The following is a 14472-nucleotide window of genomic DNA, read 5'->3' on the forward strand; positions in this document are numbered from 1 at the left end:
TCCCGCGCCCCCTGCTGGAGCGTTCGATTGTCTTTACAGTCTTAGATGCGCGCGATGCGCAAGAGCCGGGGTCTATCCAGCACGGACGACAGATTCGCGATGCGGTCGATAGCCGCCGTAAGCACGGACTCCGCGACCGCGTGGGTGGTTAGCACGATCGGCACACCGTCTGCATTTTCCACGGGCTTCTGGAGGAAGCTCTCGATGGAGACGCCGGCCTCGGCCAGGGTCTCGGAGACCGCGGCGATAACCCCGGGCTCGTCCTTCACCAGGAAGCGCAGATAGGCGCGGCTCATGCTCTTGGCCGGGTCGACCGGGGTGAAGGGCTTGAGCGTCGAGGCCTTGGCCTGGAACACCGGCCGGCTGGCGCCGGTCATGACGTCGGCGATGTCGGCGGCCACGGCCGCGGCCGTGGGCCCCGCCCCCGCGCCCGGCCCCTGGATGAAGATACGCCCGATCCGCGTACCCTCGATGAAGAGCGCGTTCAGAGCCCCGCCGGCCTGGGCCAGGGGATGGTTGAGCGCCACCAGGGTGGGATGGACCCGCACCAGCACGCCCTCCTCCGAGCGGCTGGCCGAGGCGATCAGCTTGATCCGGTAGCCCAGGTCCTTGGCGAGTTGGATGTCGAGCAGGGCGACCTGCTCGATGCCCTCGATCTCGGCGGCCGCATAGTTGGGGGCGCAACCGAAGGCGAGCGCCGCCAGGATGGATATCTTGTGGGCCGCGTCGAACCCGCCGACGTCCATGGTTGGGTCGGCCTCGGCGTAGCCCAGGCGCTGGGCTTCGGCCAGCACCTCGGCGAACGGACGGCCGCCGGTCTCCATCTCGGTGAGGATATAGTTGCAGGTGCCGTTGAGGATGCCCGCGACGGACTTGACGTCGTCGCCGACCATGGCCTCGCGCAGCATCTTCACCGCCGGGGTGCCGCCCATCACGGCGGCCTCGAAGAGCAGCGGCACGCCCTTGGCCTCGGCCAGGGCCGCCAGTTCAGCCCCATGCTCGGCGATCAGAGCCTTGTTGGCGGTGACGACCGGTTTGCCGGCGTTCAGCGCCGCCTCGACAGCGGCCTTGGCGGGACCGTCGGAGCCGCCGATCAGCTCGACGAAGATGTCGTTGTCCGGCGAGGCGGCCAGCGCGACCGGATCGTCAAACCAGGGCAGGTTGGAGATGTCATAAGGCCGGGGCCGCGAGCGCGAGCGCGCCGAGACGCCGGTCACCGACGCCGTCGCCCCCGCCGGGGCGAAGCCGGGTCGCTCGGAGAGGAAGTTCAGCAGGCCGCCGCCCACGGTGCCGAGGCCCGCCACGCCGACGCGCCAGTTCAATCTGCTCATTGGGCCGCCAGGGTGTTGTGGTGGCGGCCGAGGATTTCGTCGGCGTTGGCCAGGAACTTCTTCACATTGCGAGCCGCCTGCCGGATGCGGTGCTCGTTCTCCACCAGGCCGATCCGCACATAGCCTTCACCGTACTCGCCGAAGGCCGCGCCCGGAGAGACGGCGACGCCGGCTTCCTCGATCAGCAGCTTGGCGAACAGCAGGGAGCCCACGTCCTTGAACTTCTCCGGCAGCGGCGCCCAGGCGAACATCGAGGCCGGCGGCGACGGGATGTCCCAGCCGGCGCGGGCCATGGAGGTGACCAGGGTGTCGCGGCGCGACTTATAGATGGCCCGGATCTCGTCGACGCAGTCCTGCGGGCCGTTCAGCGCCGCGGCGGCGGCCACCTGGATCGGGGTATAGGCGCCGTAGTCCAGATAGGACTTCACCCGCGCCAGGGCAGCGCACATGCGCTCGTTGCCCACCACCATGCCCACGCGCCAGCCGGCCATGGCGTAGGTCTTGGACAGAGAGTTGACCTCGACGGCCAGGTCCTTCGCGCCGTCGACCTGCAGAATCGACGGCGGCGGGTTGTTCTCAAAGTAGATCTCGGAATAGGCGACGTCGGACAGCACCAGCAGGTCGTGCTTCTTCGCCAGCGCCACGGCCTCCTTGTAGAAGTCGAGGTCCACCCACTGGGCGGTCGGGTTAGACGGATAGGACAGGATCAGGACGCTGGGCGCTGGGCTGGAATGGCGCATGGCGGCGCTGACGCCCGACAAGTACTCCTCCGGCGACGGCGCGGGCACATGGCGGATCACCCCGCCGGCCATGATGAAGCCGTAGGCGTGGATCGGATAGGCCGGGTTCGGGCAGAGAATCACGTCGCCGGGGGCGGTGAGCGCCTGGGCCAGGTTGGCGAAGCCCTCTTTCGACCCCAGGGTGGCGATCACCTCGGTGTCGGGGTTGAGCGTCACGCCGAACCGCTTCTTGTAGTAGCCGGCCATGGCGCGGCGCAGGCCGACAATTCCCTTGGAGGCGGAATAGCGGCCCGCCTTCGGGTCGCGGGCGGTCTCGATCAGCTTGTCGACGATATGCTTGGGCGTCGGCATGTCGGGATTGCCCATCCCGAAGTCGATGATGTCCGTACCCTGGGCGCGCAGGCGCGCCTTGATGCGGTTCACTTCCTCGAAGACGTAGGGCGGAAGGCGGCGGATTCGGTGGAATTCAGGGGTCATGGAAAGCTCGTGCCGCGGGACGGGCGGCGGTATGGGAGCTGAAGTCGCGCATGGATAGCCCCCGTCCGGGGAGCCGCCAAGCAGGTTCAAGGTGATTTATGCCCCCGCCAACCTCTTATCTGGGCAGCGGAGGCGGGGTAGCTCGCTCCCGAATTTGCCGCGCGAAGGCTTCCGAGGCCGCCGTGGTGGAGGCCTCGCTGTCGCCGCCGGGAGCCACCTGGGCTTGGGCGCGGCTGACGAAGCGCTCCGTGCCGGTCAGGGTCCAGGTGCCCGGAGCCGTTTCGCGTTCCAGCTTGGCCGAAGCCATCTCGAGCTGGTCGGCCGCGCGGCCGAACTCACGTAGCGGACGTTGGTCGGCCGGCACGGGGGGAATCTCGGAGAAGCTAGGATAGTCGGTAGAGGCGCGCGCCATCCTGGCCACCTCGGAGGCCACCGGCGAGGCCGGATCGACCTGCGCCGTCGCGAACGGACTGGTCGCACAACCGCTCAACAGCGCGGCGCCGCAGACGCAGGCGAAGCCGCGCGGCGCGGGCCGGTTCACGAAAAGTCGAAGCAACGCGTTCATTTCCTTGCCGGTCTTATGCCATGATCGCTTCGGGCGAAAGAGCGCGAGCGCGCCAGAGCCTAAACCAGTCGGGGTCGGGAGGATAAAGTCCATGAGTGAACAACCGTCTGCACCGACCAAATCAAAGGCCAAGAAGAAGGCCAAGGCCGCCGACAAGGCGGGCAAGAAGGCTGGCAAGGCCGCCGCCGCGCCGCACGCCGAGTCCATGCCGCCGCAGCAGGCCAAGGCCAGTGGCGAACCGACGCGCAGCTTCGAGGCGCCAGGCCTCAATGGCGAGCAGCGCGAGATCATCGAGACGATGTCGGCCAACCTCGCCCGCGCCGCCCTGACGGCCCAGGGGGCCATCGCCGAGGCGGCCCTGCGCCATGCCGAGCGGCCCGCGGCCCTGTCACCCGATCCCTTTCACGTGGCTCCAGCCCTGTCCGATGTCATGGGCAAGTTGGCCTCACAGCCGGACAAGATGGTCCGGGCCCAGGCCGACCTCTTCCAGCGGTATCTGGAGCTCTGGCAGTCGGCCGCCCGCAAGGCCGCGGGCGAAACTGTCGAGCCCGTGGTGAGTCCGGCTAAGGGCGACAAGCGCTTCAACGATCCCGACTGGGCCGAGAACCCGGTCTTCGACGTGATCAAGCAGTCCTACCTGCTGACCTCGAACTGGCTGAACGCGCTGGTCTCCGACGTTCAGGACGTCGATCCCATGAACAAGCGGCAGGTCGAGTTCTTCATGAAGATGCTGACCGACGCCTTCTCACCATCGAACTTCCTCGCCTCCAACCCCGCGGCCCTGCGCGAGGCCATGTCCAGCCAGGGCGAATCCCTCGTCCGCGGCATGGAGAATTTCGCCGCCGACCTGCAGAGGGGCGGCGGCAAGCTGTCTATCAGCCAGACCGACTACGAGATGTTCGAGATCGGCCGCAACGTGGCCACGGCCCCGGGCAAGGTCATCTTCCAGAACGAGATCCTGCAGCTCATCCAGTTCCAGCCGACCACGGAACAGGTCCACGAGATCCCGCTGCTGATCTTCCCGCCCTGGATCAACAAGTTCTACATCCTGGACCTGCGGCCCGAGAATTCGATGATCCGCTGGCTGGCCGACCAAGGCTTCACGGTGTTCGTGGCCTCCTGGGTCAATCCGGATCAGAGGCTCGCCGCCAAGACCTTCGACGACTACATGCACCAGGGCATCTATGAGGCCACCGACGCGGCCATGGCCCAGGCCGGCGTGACCCAGGTCAACACCGTCGGCTACTGCATCGGCGGCACCCTCCTCTCCTCGACCCTCGCCCACATGGCGGCCAAGGGCGACAAGCGGATCGCTTCAGCGACCTTCTTCGCCGCCCAACAGGACTTCGCCGAGGCCGGGGACCTGCTTCTGTTCACCAACGAGGGCTGGCTCGGCGACCTTGAGAAGCAGATGGACGCCGCCGGCGGGGTCCTGTCGGGCAAGACCATGGCCGACACCTTCAACATGCTGCGGTCCAACGACCTGATCTGGTCGTTCTTCGTCAGCAACTACCTGATGGGCAAGGAGCCCAAGCCCTTCGACCTGCTGTTCTGGAACTCCGACCAGACGCGGATGCCCAAGGCTCTCCACCTGTTCTACCTGCGCAAGTTCTACGGCGAAAACGCGTTGGCGAAGGGCGAGCTGGTCATGGACAACATCAAGCTTGACCTCTCGAACGTGAAGACGCCGGTCTATGTGCAGTCGTCCAAGGAGGACCACATCGCGCCCATGCGTTCGGTCTATCGTGGGGCCAAGCTGTTCGGTGGTCCGGTCACCTTCACCTTGGCGGGCTCGGGCCACATCGCCGGCGTGATCAATGCTCCGGTGGCCAACAAGTATCAGCACTGGACCAACAGCGAGCTTCCCGACACGCCGGAAGCCTGGATGGACGGGGCCAAGGAGCATCCGGGATCGTGGTGGCCGCATTGGGCCGAGTGGCTGCGCGCCAGGTCCGGCGGCCTTGTCCCGGCCCGCGACCCGGCGAAGGGCAAGTTCAAGCCCATCGAGGACGCGCCCGGTTCCTACGTGAAGGTGAAGTCGTAGGTTCATGATCAAACTGCTGTTGGTGGGCCTGGGCGTACTCCTGGCCCTCTGGATCGGCGCGGGGTTCGCGGTGGTCGCCGCGGCCGGGCCGTTCAAACCCGACGGGATCTTCGTCGACATCGGTGGGCGCAAGCTGCGGCTGGTCTGCAAGGGCCCGAAGTCCGCCCTCCCCGTTGTCTGGATGGAGGCTGGCGCCTGGGGCCTGGCCGCCGACTTCGCCGCCGTGCAGCAGAAGCTTGCCGCCCGCGGGCTGCGATCCTGCGCCTATGACCGTGCGGGCCTTGGTTTCTCCGATCCCGGCCCCAAGCCGCGCGATAGCGCCGCGATCGTCGCAGACCTGGAGAAGCTGGTCGCCGCCTCGGGCGAGCGCGGGCCGTTCATCCTCATGGGTCACTCCATGGGCGGCCAACACGTGCGGCTGTTCGCCGGCAGGAACCGCGACAAGGTCGCGGGTCTGGTGCTGCTCGAGGCCACCACCCCGGAGATGACCAGCGACCCGCGCGCCGAGCGGTTCCTGTCGCGGGTGCGCACGGTGGGCCGGATCACCGCCGTGGCCGGGAGCCTGGGCATGATCCGAATCGCCTACGGCTTCGGCGACCGCATCGGCCTGCCGCCCCAGGGTGCGGCGGAGAAAAAGCACGCGTTCGTCTCGGGCCGACACACCCGCACCGCCGCCGACGAGGTCCTGGCCTGGACCCAGGGCTCGATCCAAGCCGGGGCGGTCTCGCTCGATCCCACGTGGCCGGTGGCCGTGGTCACCGCCGGCGACGCCACGCGCATGGCCGAGTGGAACATCGCCCGCCGCGCGCCCGAGCGCGCTTCCCGCGCCGGTTGGTATGAGAACGTGCCAGACGCCGAGCACGCCACCCTGCTGGGGCTCACCCATGCCGACGCGGTGGTCCGCGCCGTCGACCATGTGCTGAAGGCGATGCCGCGCCCTGTTCTGGAGACCCCATGAGAGCCCTCGCCCTCCCCGCCCTGATGATGCTGCTGGCCGACCCGGCCCAGGCGGCGACGCCGCAGGAGACGTTCTTCGCGCGCCTGACCGCCCTGTGCGGCAAGAGCTTTACAGGCCGGGTGACTACGACCGACCCGGCCGACGCCGCCTTCGCGGGCAAGGCGTTGGTGATGCACGTGACCACCTGCAGCGCCAACGAGGTGCGCATCCCCTTCCACGTGGGCGAGGACAGGTCGCGCACCTGGGTCGTGACCCGGGTCAATACGGGCCTGCGCCTGAAGCACGACCATCGCCATGCGGATGGGACGGAGGACGCCGTCAGCCAGTACGGCGGCGATACGACGACGCCGGGTACGGCGTCACGCCAGGAGTTCCCGGTGGATCGGTTCTCCAAGGACCTGTTCGTCCGCGAGAACCGGGCGGTGTCGGTGACCAACGTCTGGGCGATGGAAGTCGAGCCTGGGAAGGTCTTCGCCTACGAACTGCGCAGGCCCGAGCGGCATTTTCGAGTGGAGTTCGACCTGGCGCCCGGCTCCTAGGTCTTGGCCAATTGCTCGCCCATCAGCCGGTGCAGCAGGTTGATGGCCTTGAGCGGGCGGACCATGACCTTGAAGTGCGTGATCAGATGACCGTCGTCACTGAAGGTTATGATGTCGACGCCGTTGATCTTGACGCCTTCGACCTCGTTTTCGAACTCGAGGACCGCGCCATTGTCGCTGAGCCATTCGCCCACGTAGCGGAATCCCGGACCGCCCAGCACTTGGCCCGCGCTGGTGAGGTACTTGAAAGTGATGTCGCGACCGCGTTGCGGCGTGTGGACGATGGGGCTCTCGAACACCGCATCGGGATGCAGCAACTCCCGCAGCGCCGCGTGATCGTGGGTCTTCAGGTAGCTGCGCCAGCCGTCAAGGGCGGTCATCGGCATCGAGTTTCTCCACCGTGGTTCATCAAGAGCCCGTCGCGCCGGGGCTCATGAGGCCGGCGACCATCAGAACCAGGGCGACGGCCAGCAGCATCCAGCCTGGATGACGGCCGCGCGTTCCCCAGAAATTGCCGATCGCGCCGTAGAGGTAAAGGCCGCCCACGAAAATGCCAGTGACGAGCCTGGCCTCTGCGCTGAACCAGAACGCGGCGATGAGCGCGAGGCCGCCCACGAACCAGCTCACCGTGCTGAGATGCAGCAGGACGGGCACGAGCCGCCGGATCGGCGCGGACAGGCGCCTGTCGGACGTCTCTTCGAGAGGGACGACCATCAGCCGTTGGGTGAGGACCCCGTGAAACACGGCGACCCCGCTGCCGATCAACCCGGCCGCCCCTAGGGCGACGTCCTGCCAGTCCATGACCGTACACCTCTGTATGGACTGATGTGGCAGGCCATTTGCCGTTGGTCAATACACTTGTGTATGGTGAGTGGATGAACGAACGCCTGACAAAGTCCGACTGGATCAGACATGGCCTGCGGACCCTGGCCCGCAGCGGCGCCAACGCCCTGAAGGTGGGGCCGATGGCGACGCGCCTGAAGGTGTCGCGCGGCAGCTTCTATTGGCACTTCGAGGATATCGCCGACTTTCGGGCGCAACTTCTGCGTCTCTGGCAGCAACGCATGACCGAGCAGGTGATCGAGGACCTGGAGGCCAGCCAAGCCCGGCCAGACCGACTCAAGGACCTCATGAGGCGGGGATTTCGCGGCGAGCGCAGGCTGGACCGTGCGGTCAGGTCCTGGGCCGCGGAGGACAGGGAAGTCGCCGCCGTCGTGGCGTCGGTCGACGTCCGGCGGGTGGACTACATCGCCGAACTGCTGGTCTCGGCGGGTGTGGAACGCGACGTCGCCGCCAGTCGTGCCGCCTTCGTCTACTGGGCGCATCTGGGACAGCCGACCGTGATGGATCCACGCCGCGCCGCGATCGAGACCGCGGCCCTGGACGCGATCAGCGCCCTGTTCGAGCGTCCCTAGGCCGCGATGAACCCCAGGGCGTCGCCGTTGTTGCAGTAGCGCAGGCCCGTGGGGCGCGGTCCGTCGGGGAAGACGTGGCCCTGGTGGCCCAGGCAGCGGGCGCAATGGTACTCGGTGCGCGGGATACCGAGGCCATAGTCGGTCTTCTTGCCGAGCGCGCCCTTGATGGCGGTGTAGAAGCTGGGCCAACCGGTGCCGCTCTCATACTTCCATTCGGACTTGAACAGCGGCAGGGCGCAGCCGGCGCAGACATAGGTCCCGCGGCGCTTTTCCTTGTTGAACGGACTGGTTCCGGCCATCTCCGTCGCCTCGTGGCGCAGGACGTTGTAGGCGCCCCGGTCGAGGCGCTTCTTCCACTCCGCGTCGGTGATCTTACGCCAAGGCGAGCTTGCATATGGATCGGCCGTGGCGGCGAGGGCGAGCGCCGGTACGCCCGTCACGGCGACCGAGGAGCCCAGCAGGAAGGTGCGTCTGTCGAGGATCATGGCCGACATACGGCCGGGTCCAGATGGCGGATGCAAGGCGCCTTCAGGCCTCCCACGCGTAAAGCGCGTCAGGGGTCTTTTCCTCGTTGTCTGCGCCGTCGGTCAGCTTCACCAGCTTGAACCCGCGGCTCTCATAGAATCGCCGGGCCCTGGCGTTCTGCTGAAAGGTCCAGAGGTGGCGCGAGGTCCGGTCCTCCAGGGCCTTGGCCAACAGCATGGCGCCGACCCCAGCCCCCTGATGCTCGGGATGGACGTAGAGATGCATGATCCAACCGGCCTTGTAGGCCACATAGCCCACGATCGCCTCGCCAACCTCGACCACCCAGGTCTCGCATTCCGGTAGCAGGCGTTCGCTGAAGAACCAGAAGTCCTCCTCCGGCGTGTGCAGCTCGGGCAGATATGGCAGCGAGACCTGCATGGTGAACCGGTGCAGCCGGGCGATGGCGCCGGCATCTGCCAGGCTCGCCCTACGCAGGCTCACAGACCCGAGGCCTCCGGCAGGCCCAGCATCAGGTTGAGGTTCTGCACCGCCGCGCCAGAGGCGCCCTTGCCCAGGTTATCCAGCAGCGCGACCAGGCGGGCCTGGCCGGTCTCGGGATTGCCGAAGACGTAGAGCTTCATCTTGTTGGTGCCGTTCAGGGCCTCGGGATCGAGCTGGGCGTTGAAGCCCCCTGCCCCGGCGCGGGCCTTCTGCAGAGCCTTGGTCTCCTCGTCGGAGGCCACCTCGACGAAGGCTTCCCGGCGGTAGGCGCTGGCCAGGGCGTCGCGCAGGTCTTCGGGCTTGGGCTTGGATGGCAGGGCCCAGAGCTGTATCGGCACCTCGACGATCATCCCCTGGGCGTAGCGGCCGACCGAGGGCGCGAACAGCGGCGGATGGTCGAAGCCGCCATAGAGCTGCATCTCCGGCACATGCTTGTGCTGCAGGGTCAGGCCGTAGGTCCGGAAGGCGTCGCTCGTCCCTTCCGGCGCCGGGCCCTCGAACTCCTCGATCAGCCCCTTGCCGCCACCCGAATAGCCGGAGACGGCGTTGACGGTGATCGGCCAGTCGGCCGGGATCACCCCTTCCTCGACCAGGGGACGGGTGAGCGCGATGAAGCCGGTCGGATAGCAGCCCGGATTGCTGACCCGCTTGGAGCCGGCGATGGCGGCGCGCTGGTCCGGCGCCATCTCGGGGAAGCCGTAAGTCCAGCCCGAGGCGGTCCGGTAGGCCGTCGAGGCGTCGATCACCCTTACAGAGTTGGAGGTGATCATGCCGACCGCCTCCTTGGACGCCGCGTCGGGCAGGCACAGGATCACCGCATCGACACCGTTCAGCAGCTCGGCGCGGGCGTCCGGATCCTTGCGCTTGGCCGGATCGACAGAGACCACTTTCAGATCGCCGCGGCCCTCGAGGCGCTCGCGGATCTGCAGGCCGGTGGTGCCGGCTTCGCCGTCGATGAAAACAGTGCTGGTCATGCTCGTGATCCTGAACTCGGATGCCAGATAGCAGAAGGGGCGCTTCGGTTCCCCGAAGCGCCCCTCCAAACGCGAATGCTCGCGCGCGAGTTTAGCGCTTCGAGAACTGGAAGCTGCGTCGGGCCTTGGCCTTGCCGTACTTCTTCCGTTCGACCACGCGGCTGTCGCGGGTCAGGAAGCCGTGCGGCTTCAGCACCGGGCGCAGGCCCGGCTCGTAGTAGGTGAGCGCCTTGGACAGGCCGTGGCGGATCGCGCCGGCCTGGCCGGACAGGCCGGAGCCTTGCACCGAAACGATGACGTCGAACTGGCCTTCGCGGTCGGTGACCTGGAAGGGCTGGGCGATCATCATGCGCAGCACGGGGCGGGCGAAGTAGATTTCCTGGTCGCGGCCGTTGATCGTGATCTTGCCCTTGCCGGGCTTGATCCAGACCTTGGCGATCGCGTTCTTGCGCTTGCCGGTGGCGTAGGCGCGGCCCAGGGCGTCGATCTTCGGCTCGGCCGGAGCGACATCGGGATTGGACGAGAGGCTTTGCAGGGCCTCGAAGCCTTGAGTGTCGGACATCTGGCTTACTTGCTCCGCACGTTCTTGGCGTTCAGGTCGGCGAACGCGATGGTCTCGGGATTCTGAGCTTCGTGCGGGTGCTCGCCGGCATTGTAGATGCGCAGGTGCGTCATCTGCTTGCGGGCCAGCGGGCTTTCCTTCGGCAGCATGCGCTCGACGGCCTTTTCCAGGATGCGCTCGGGGAACTTGCCGCCGAGGATCTTGTCCGCGGTGCGTTCCTTGATGCCGCCCGGGTGGCCGGTGTGCCAGTAGTAGGTCTTGTCCGTGAGCTTCTTGCCCGTGAACTTCACCTTGTGGGCGTTGAGCACGACGACATAGTCGCCGCAATCCACGTGCGGGGTGTAGTCGGGGCGGTGCTTGCCGCGAAGACGCATGGCGATGAACGAGGCGAGACGGCCAACGACGGCGTTCTCGGCATCGATCACGATCCACTTCTTCGTGACGTCGGCGGGCTTCAGCGAAGCCGTCGTCTTCATCATGGGGAACGGTCCGTAGGTTGGCGGGACCGATCGATCCCGACGAGAGGCGCGCTAGTACGTGGCTCGTGAGCGTCTGTCAACAGTTGTCGGCGTGAGATTGCGCGCAAAGCGTTACCCAGCAACGGATTGGAGGAATAGGTATTATAATACCGTGTCAATCTGCTGTCGCACTTCTATGGTCTGACCGCCCAATCAAGCCAAGCCGGGATTCTCCATGTCCGCGTCCAGACGCCAGTTCCTCCAGGCCGCCGCGGCCACCGCCGCCTTCGCCGGGCTCTCGCGTCTGGCATACGCCCAGGCGGCGCCGGAGGCGGACGGCTTCTCCGCCCCCGGCTACGCCAGCGAGGTGACCGGCTACGGTCCGCTGAAGCGCGACCCGGCGAGGCTTATCGACCTGCCGGAGGGCTTTTCCTACAAGGTGATCTCCAAGACCGGCGACCCCATGGACGACGGCTTCATGACCCCCGGCAAGATGGACGGCATGGGTTGTTTCCCGGCCGGTCGGAACAAGGTCGCCCTGGTCCGCAACCACGAGATCAGCCCCCCGCCCCGCGACCTGCAGATCACCGCTTATGGCGCCGACCGCGCGCTGGCGTCCAAGCTAGCCGCCGGCCGGTTCTACGACACCGACCTGAAGGGCCTGCCGTTAGGCGGCGGAACCACCACCCTCGTCTACGACATGAAGAAGCGCGAACTGAAGACCCACCATCTCAGCCTGGCGGGGACGACCACCAACTGCGCCGGAGGCGTTACCCCCTGGGGCTCCTGGCTCACCTGCGAGGAGGTGAAGCTGCGCGCAGGCGAGTCAAGCAAGCTCGATCACGGCTGGGTCTTCGAGGTTCCGTCAAGGCTGCGCGGCCTGGCCGACCCGGTTCCGATCAAGGCCATGGGGCGCTTCAAGCACGAGGCGTGCGCCGTCGATCCGCGCACGGGCGTCATCTACATGACCGAGGACGAGACCGACGGCCAGGGCCTGTTCTACCGCTACCTGCCCAAGGACAGTCGCAATCCTCATGAGGGCGGAAAGCTGCAGGCGTTGGCGGTCACCGACGGAGGCGATGTGCGCAACTGGGATGACGTGTTCTGGAAACCAGGTGACTGGAAGACCGTCCGTTGGATCGACCTCGACGGCGTCGACAATCCGAACAACGACCTGCGCCAGCGCGGCAAGGCGGCCGGCGCCTCTTGGTTCGCCCGCGGCGAAGGGATCCATTTCGGCAAGGGCGAACTCTATTTCACCTGCACCAGCGGTGGCCCAAAGTTCCACGGCCAGGTGCTGCGCTATGTGCCGAGTCCCGACGAGGGTCGCCCCGGCGAAACTGACAGGCCCGGCCGGCTGCAACTCTTCGTCGAACCCTCCGACATCCGATTCATGGAGATGGCCGACAACATCGTCATCGCCCCCTGGGGGCACATCATCGCCTGCGAGGACAAGCAGGGCGGCACCAACTACCTGCGCGGGATCACACCGGCCGGTCAGGTCTACGCCATGGGTCGCAACGCCCAGATGGGGACCGGCAAGGTGCGCGGCGCCTCGGAACTGGCGGGGGCCTGTTTCTCCCCCGACGGCTCGACCCTGTTCGTCAACATCTACACGCCCGGTTGCACGCTCGCGATCACGGGGCCGTGGGACAGTTTCAAGGCCTAGGGCCGGCGCACTCGCCAAGCGAACGCCACGGCCAGGGCCAGCACCAAGGCCGCAAAGACCTGGTGCAGAACGCCCAGCCAAATCGGCACGCCAAGCATAAGGGTGGCGATCCCGAGGACCGCCTGCAGGCCGATGGTCGCGGCGACCGCGAGGGCGATGATCCGCGAGTCGTCGTTGAGGTAGCGCGAGCGCCAGGCGCCGATCCCCATCGCCAGCCCGAACACGACCAGCAGATAGCCCGCCAGCCGGTGATGCAGCTGCACCGCGCCCTGGCTATGGGCCAGGGTCGCCCAGAGGCCGTCGCCCGCATAGTCCTTGGGGACCAGCGCGCCGTTCATCATAGGCCAATCGTTGTAGACGAGCCCCGCGTCGTTGCCGGCCACCAGGGCGCCCAACAAGATCTGGAGATAGATCAACCCGATCAGGGCGAAGGCCCGCCGCGTCCAAGGCCCGGTGATCGTCTGGCGCGGCGAACCCGCCCAGGCGTCCAGCGAAGTCCAGATCAGGCCGCCCAGCAGGGCGAAGGCCAGGCCCAGATGCACCGCGAGCCGCTCAGGCGCCACCGAGACCCGCTCGGAAAGGCCGCTGGCCACCATCCACCAGCCGACCGCGCCCTGCAGGCCGCCCAGAACGAAAAGGCCCCCGCAGCGCCAGACCAGCCGCCTGGGCAGCTGCTGGCGCACGAGGAACCAGACGAAAGGCACGGCGAAGACCACGCCGACCAACCGGCCCAGAAACCGATGGCCCCACTCCCACCAGTAGATCGACTTGAACGCCGCGAGCGTCATGCCCTGGTTGAGCTGCTGGTACTGGGGGATTTCGCGGTAGCGGGCGAACTCTTCCGACCAGTCCTGGTCCGACATCGGCGGTATCGCGCCGGTCACCGGCTTCCACTCGGTGATCGACAGGCCTGAGTCGGTCAGACGGGTGGCCCCGCCGACCACGACCATGGCCAGCACCATGGCCGCGACGATCAACAGCCATATGGCGACGGGCGCGGACCGGTCGGAACGGAGGAAGGAAGTCATGGGGGAAAAGTCGTGTAGGTTCGAGGCGTTCTTACGGCGACCGGCTACCGGACTTCAGGCCCGCAGTCCACAGGGGGCACGCGATTGGAACCCGGCAAGCGGCGCCGCATTACGCCAACCTGGACTTCAGAGAGGGCTAAAGCATGAGCGGCGTTGGAATCATCGGTTGGATCTTGATCGGCATATTGGCCGGCTGGGTCGCCGAGAAAGTCATGAAGCGGAATCACGGTCTGCTCACCAACCTTGCGGTCGGTGTGGTCGGCGCCTTGCTGGGCGGCTTTGTGGCCGGTCTGCTCGGCATAAACTTCGGCGGCTGGATCGGCAGCTTCGTGATCGCCACCCTGGGCGCGATCATCCTGCTGTTCATTGTGGGCATGATCAGGCGCCGCTAGACCGCGATGGGGTCGGGCGCCTATACCCGACCCCATGAGCGCACGGGTCAGGAAATTCATCGGCGGCATTGGCATTGTAGGCTTCCTGGCGCTTTACGCCTGGGCCGTGGTGATGATCGGCGAGCGCCTTCCGGCCCACTGGGCCGCGCAGCTTGGCTTCTACGCCGTGGCGGGTCTGGCCTGGGGCGTTCCGATCCTGCCGCTCATCTCGTGGATGAACCGCGGCCGGCAATAGGGCGCTTGAGAAATCGCCGATGGTCGGAGCGACAAGATTCGAACTTGCGACCCCTTGACCCCCAGTCAAGTGCGCTACCAGGCTGCGCTACGCTCCGACATCGGCGAGCGGCCCTTCTA

At 66.9% G+C, this 14472-nt stretch carries 18 protein-coding genes and 1 tRNA gene; 7 read left to right on the forward strand and 12 right to left on the reverse strand.

Annotated elements, in window-relative coordinates; all coding sequences use genetic code 11:
• Positions 1 to 41: 41 nt before the first annotated feature.
• The 3 genes from M9M90_RS11145 to M9M90_RS11155 form a co-directional block, all read right to left on the reverse strand.
• Entirely contained in the window at positions 42 to 1331 is a 1290-nt protein-coding gene (locus M9M90_RS11145; protein WP_254833312.1) for a homoserine dehydrogenase, read from the reverse strand.
• On the reverse strand, positions 1328 to 2548 hold the full coding sequence (locus M9M90_RS11150; protein ID WP_254833313.1) for an LL-diaminopimelate aminotransferase: 1221 nt from the start codon (positions 2546 to 2548) through the stop codon (positions 1328 to 1330). Before M9M90_RS11150 ends, M9M90_RS11145 begins: the two co-directional genes overlap by 4 nt.
• A gap of 115 nt (positions 2549 to 2663) precedes the next feature.
• A complete protein-coding gene (locus M9M90_RS11155) occupies positions 2664 to 3104 on the reverse strand; it encodes a hypothetical protein (protein WP_254833314.1) in 441 nt (146 codons plus the stop codon).
• A 307-nt stretch (positions 3105 to 3411) separates the two neighbouring features.
• Here M9M90_RS11155 and phaC point away from each other — a divergent pair, with 307 nt between their 5' ends.
• The 3 genes from phaC to M9M90_RS11170 are packed head-to-tail and all read left to right on the forward strand — an operon-like array spanning position 3412 to position 6654.
• On the forward strand, positions 3412 to 5157 hold the full coding sequence (phaC, locus tag M9M90_RS11160; RefSeq protein WP_371876931.1) for a class I poly(R)-hydroxyalkanoic acid synthase: 1746 nt from the start codon (positions 3412 to 3414) through the stop codon (positions 5155 to 5157).
• Positions 5158 to 5161: 4 nt separating this feature from the next.
• Positions 5162 to 6115 carry an alpha/beta fold hydrolase gene (locus M9M90_RS11165; RefSeq protein WP_254833315.1) on the forward strand — a complete coding sequence of 318 codons (954 nt, stop codon included), beginning with the start codon at positions 5162 to 5164 and terminating at the stop codon, positions 6113 to 6115.
• Positions 6112 to 6654: a hypothetical protein gene (locus tag M9M90_RS11170; RefSeq protein ID WP_254833316.1), complete on the forward strand. Its 543-nt coding sequence runs from the start codon at positions 6112 to 6114 to the stop codon at positions 6652 to 6654. Before M9M90_RS11165 ends, M9M90_RS11170 begins: the two co-directional genes overlap by 4 nt.
• Here M9M90_RS11170 and M9M90_RS11175 read toward each other — a convergent pair.
• On the reverse strand, positions 6651 to 7040 hold the full coding sequence (locus tag M9M90_RS11175) for a nuclear transport factor 2 family protein (protein WP_254833317.1): 390 nt from the start codon (positions 7038 to 7040) through the stop codon (positions 6651 to 6653). The genes M9M90_RS11170 and M9M90_RS11175 overlap by 4 nt on opposite strands.
• Before the next feature lie 22 nt (positions 7041 to 7062).
• Positions 7063 to 7455, reverse strand: coding sequence for a hypothetical protein (locus M9M90_RS11180; RefSeq protein ID WP_254833318.1), 393 nt, complete (start codon positions 7453 to 7455; stop codon positions 7063 to 7065).
• A 74-nt stretch (positions 7456 to 7529) separates the two neighbouring features.
• Between M9M90_RS11180 and M9M90_RS11185 the strand changes: the two genes are divergently transcribed.
• Positions 7530 to 8069, forward strand: coding sequence for a TetR/AcrR family transcriptional regulator (locus M9M90_RS11185; RefSeq protein WP_254833319.1), 540 nt, complete (start codon positions 7530 to 7532; stop codon positions 8067 to 8069).
• On the opposite strand, the gene msrB is transcribed toward M9M90_RS11185, so the two are convergent.
• The 5 genes from msrB to rplM form a co-directional block, all read right to left on the reverse strand.
• The gene (gene msrB / locus M9M90_RS11190) at positions 8066 to 8554 is read right to left on the reverse strand and encodes a peptide-methionine (R)-S-oxide reductase MsrB (protein WP_254833320.1); all 489 of its coding nucleotides are present in this window, start codon (positions 8552 to 8554) and stop codon (positions 8066 to 8068) included. The genes M9M90_RS11185 and msrB overlap by 4 nt on opposite strands.
• Positions 8555 to 8597: 43 nt before the next feature.
• On the reverse strand, positions 8598 to 9035 hold the full coding sequence (locus M9M90_RS11195; RefSeq protein ID WP_254833321.1) for a GNAT family N-acetyltransferase: 438 nt from the start codon (positions 9033 to 9035) through the stop codon (positions 8598 to 8600).
• Complete coding sequence (gene argC / locus M9M90_RS11200; protein ID WP_254833322.1) at positions 9032 to 10009, reverse strand: N-acetyl-gamma-glutamyl-phosphate reductase; 978 nt, start codon at positions 10007 to 10009, stop codon at positions 9032 to 9034. Before argC ends, M9M90_RS11195 begins: the two co-directional genes overlap by 4 nt.
• Before the next feature lie 91 nt (positions 10010 to 10100).
• Entirely contained in the window at positions 10101 to 10571 is a 471-nt protein-coding gene (gene rpsI, locus M9M90_RS11205; RefSeq protein ID WP_254833323.1) for a 30S ribosomal protein S9, read from the reverse strand.
• A gap of 5 nt (positions 10572 to 10576) precedes the next feature.
• Positions 10577 to 11050: a 50S ribosomal protein L13 gene (gene rplM / locus M9M90_RS11210; protein WP_254833324.1), complete on the reverse strand. Its 474-nt coding sequence runs from the start codon at positions 11048 to 11050 to the stop codon at positions 10577 to 10579.
• A gap of 214 nt (positions 11051 to 11264) precedes the next feature.
• On the opposite strand from rplM, the gene M9M90_RS11215 reads away from it, so the two are divergent.
• Positions 11265 to 12698, forward strand: a complete 1434-nt coding sequence (locus M9M90_RS11215; protein WP_254833325.1) for an alkaline phosphatase PhoX — start codon at positions 11265 to 11267, stop codon at positions 12696 to 12698.
• Here M9M90_RS11215 and M9M90_RS11220 read toward each other — a convergent pair.
• The gene (locus M9M90_RS11220; RefSeq protein WP_254833326.1) at positions 12695 to 13726 is read right to left on the reverse strand and encodes a COX15/CtaA family protein; all 1032 of its coding nucleotides are present in this window, start codon (positions 13724 to 13726) and stop codon (positions 12695 to 12697) included. The two genes, M9M90_RS11215 and M9M90_RS11220, sit on opposite strands and share 4 nt — an antisense overlap.
• A gap of 143 nt (positions 13727 to 13869) precedes the next feature.
• Between M9M90_RS11220 and M9M90_RS11225 the strand changes: the two genes are divergently transcribed.
• Both M9M90_RS11225 and M9M90_RS11230 read left to right on the forward strand, forming a co-directional pair.
• Positions 13870 to 14118: a GlsB/YeaQ/YmgE family stress response membrane protein gene (locus M9M90_RS11225; protein ID WP_254833327.1), complete on the forward strand. Its 249-nt coding sequence runs from the start codon at positions 13870 to 13872 to the stop codon at positions 14116 to 14118.
• A gap of 34 nt (positions 14119 to 14152) precedes the next feature.
• Positions 14153 to 14353: a DUF2842 domain-containing protein gene (locus M9M90_RS11230; protein ID WP_254833328.1), complete on the forward strand. Its 201-nt coding sequence runs from the start codon at positions 14153 to 14155 to the stop codon at positions 14351 to 14353.
• 20 nt (positions 14354 to 14373) lie between these two features.
• Here M9M90_RS11230 and M9M90_RS11235 read toward each other — a convergent pair.
• Positions 14374 to 14450: transfer RNA gene (locus M9M90_RS11235), tRNA-Pro, on the reverse strand.
• Positions 14451 to 14472: the final 22 nt, after the last annotated feature.

It is taken from the genome of Phenylobacterium sp. LH3H17, assembly GCF_024298925.1.
GTDB lineage: Bacteria > Pseudomonadota > Alphaproteobacteria > Caulobacterales > Caulobacteraceae > Phenylobacterium.

Coding starts and splice junctions, on each gene's coding strand:
- M9M90_RS11145 (WP_254833312.1), bottom strand. CDS start 1,331: ATGAGCAGATTGAACTGGCGCGTCGGCGTGGCGGGCCTCGGCACCGTG.
- M9M90_RS11150 (WP_254833313.1), bottom strand. CDS start 2,548: ATGACCCCTGAATTCCACCGAATCCGCCGCCTTCCGCCCTACGTCTTC.
- phaC (WP_371876931.1), top strand. CDS start 3,412: ATGTCGGCCAACCTCGCCCGCGCCGCCCTGACGGCCCAGGGGGCCATC.
- M9M90_RS11165 (WP_254833315.1), top strand. CDS start 5,162: ATGATCAAACTGCTGTTGGTGGGCCTGGGCGTACTCCTGGCCCTCTGG.
- M9M90_RS11170 (WP_254833316.1), top strand. CDS start 6,112: ATGAGAGCCCTCGCCCTCCCCGCCCTGATGATGCTGCTGGCCGACCCG.
- M9M90_RS11175 (WP_254833317.1), bottom strand. CDS start 7,040: ATGCCGATGACCGCCCTTGACGGCTGGCGCAGCTACCTGAAGACCCAC.
- M9M90_RS11180 (WP_254833318.1), bottom strand. CDS start 7,455: ATGGACTGGCAGGACGTCGCCCTAGGGGCGGCCGGGTTGATCGGCAGC.
- M9M90_RS11185 (WP_254833319.1), top strand. CDS start 7,530: ATGAACGAACGCCTGACAAAGTCCGACTGGATCAGACATGGCCTGCGG.
- msrB (WP_254833320.1), bottom strand. CDS start 8,554: ATGATCCTCGACAGACGCACCTTCCTGCTGGGCTCCTCGGTCGCCGTG.
- argC (WP_254833322.1), bottom strand. CDS start 10,009: ATGACCAGCACTGTTTTCATCGACGGCGAAGCCGGCACCACCGGCCTG.
- rpsI (WP_254833323.1), bottom strand. CDS start 10,571: ATGTCCGACACTCAAGGCTTCGAGGCCCTGCAAAGCCTCTCGTCCAAT.
- rplM (WP_254833324.1), bottom strand. CDS start 11,050: ATGATGAAGACGACGGCTTCGCTGAAGCCCGCCGACGTCACGAAGAAG.
- M9M90_RS11215 (WP_254833325.1), top strand. CDS start 11,265: ATGTCCGCGTCCAGACGCCAGTTCCTCCAGGCCGCCGCGGCCACCGCC.
- M9M90_RS11220 (WP_254833326.1), bottom strand. CDS start 13,726: ATGACTTCCTTCCTCCGTTCCGACCGGTCCGCGCCCGTCGCCATATGG.
- M9M90_RS11225 (WP_254833327.1), top strand. CDS start 13,870: ATGAGCGGCGTTGGAATCATCGGTTGGATCTTGATCGGCATATTGGCC.
- M9M90_RS11230 (WP_254833328.1), top strand. CDS start 14,153: ATGAGCGCACGGGTCAGGAAATTCATCGGCGGCATTGGCATTGTAGGC.